Source organism: Caldimonas sp., from assembly GCF_046289365.1.
In the GTDB taxonomy this organism is placed as follows: domain Bacteria; phylum Pseudomonadota; class Gammaproteobacteria; order Burkholderiales; family Burkholderiaceae_C; genus Caldimonas.
Genome location: NZ_JBKBVU010000346.1, coordinates 1 through 1547, shown reverse-complemented (window position 1 = coordinate 1547; position 1547 = coordinate 1). Strand labels below are relative to the sequence as shown.

The 1547-nt window shown below is 66.1% G+C and carries 2 protein-coding genes; both read left to right on the top strand.

All coding sequences use genetic code 11. The features are described from left to right. Positions 1-429: 429 nt before the first annotated feature. A complete protein-coding gene (locus ACK42S_RS17875; RefSeq protein WP_409710797.1) occupies positions 430-1044 on the top strand; it encodes a TRAP transporter small permease subunit in 615 nt (204 codons plus the stop codon). Continuing rightward, on the top strand, positions 1041-1547 hold a 507-nt coding region (locus ACK42S_RS17870), incomplete at its 3' end, for a TRAP transporter large permease subunit (protein WP_409710794.1). The genes ACK42S_RS17875 and ACK42S_RS17870, both read left to right, overlap by 4 nt.

Below are 1547 nucleotides of genomic sequence, written 5' to 3'. Positions count from 1 at the left end.
GAGCAGATCGCGCAGGCGGCCGAGGTGCTGGCCGCCCTGCCTCGCCCGGTGCTGATGTTCTGTCGCTCGGGCGCCCGCAGCGCCCGGCTCTACCAGGCCGCCACCGCGGCCGGCTGATTCCGTCTCGGGAGCGCCCTCGCTCCCCACCCTGGTGCACCGTCGCGCCCGGCCGGGACATCGCCATGCCGTGCTTCTAGGGGTCTTCCCTAGAATTCGCGCAAACACGCGCAGCGTTCAGGCGATATTCAGTTCAAGCTCCTTACAGTGCGCGGCGGCACTCACCGCCTGGGCGGCGCAACCCTGAACAAGCCTGCCCAGCCCCCCTTTGCCGTGCCACCCCCGGTCTGCTGCGCCCAGGACCGGCCCGCCCCCGCCGCGGGCCGCAGACGGTGCGGTTGGCCTGTGCAGTTCCACGTTCTTGGAGTCCCCGTGAACATCCTGCTCAGCTTGTCCAGAGCGATCGACTGGATCAACGAACAGATCGGCCGCGTCATCATGTGGCTGGTCCTGGCGGCCGTGCTCATCAGCGCGACCAATGCCATCGTGCGCAAGACCCTCAGCACCAGCTCCAACGCCTGGCTGGAGATCCAGTGGTATCTCTTCGCCGCTGTGTTCATGCTGGGTGTGGGCTACGTGCTGCTGCACAACGCCCATGTGCGCATCGACTTCATCGCCTCGCGCTTTTCCAAGCGCACCAACGCCTTCATCGACATCCTGGGGCTGGTGGTGTTCATCATTCCGCTCAGCCTGATCCTCATCAACCTGTCCTGGCCGCTGTTCGTCAACGCCTGGCACAGCGGGGAGATGTCGCAGAACGCCGGTGGGCTGGTGCGCTGGCCGGTGTACTTCCTGATCCCGGCCGGCTTTGCCATCCTGCTGGCGCAGGCCGTCTCGGAGCTCATCAAGCGCATCGCCTTCCTGACCGGGCATCGCAGCGAGCCCTTCTCCCACATCGAACGCAAGAGCGAAACCGAGCGCCTGGCCGAAGAACTCGCGCAGGAAGCCCAGGCCCACGATCCCCTCGCCGCCAAAACCCAGTCATGAGCGAATTCCTCACCAACAACTTCGTCCCCGTCCTTTTTGCGGGACTGCTGTTCTTCCTGCTGTGCGGAATCCCGGTGGCCTTCGGTCTGGCCGCCACCGGATTGCTGTTCGGCTTCATCGGCATGGAGCTCGGCCTGTTCGGCGCCAACCTGTTCCAGGCGCTGCCGCTGCGGGTGATGGGCATCATGCAGAACGAGACGCTGCTGGCCATCCCGTTCTTCACGCTGATGGGCATCATCCTGGAACGCTCGGGCATGGCCGAGGACCTGCTCGACACCGTTGGCCAGGTCTTCGGCCCGGTGCGCGGCGGCCTGGCCATCGCGGTGATCCTGGTGGGTGCCTTGCTGGCGGCCACCACCCGCTCGATCCTGTGGGTCTACATCGGCGTGATCGCCTACTTCGTGCTGTACGGCGTCAGCGCGGCCCTGCTCCGCGACATCGACAACACCTGGATTGCGGTGCTGAGCGAGCCGCTCGGCCTGCGCGCGTTGTCGCGGACCATC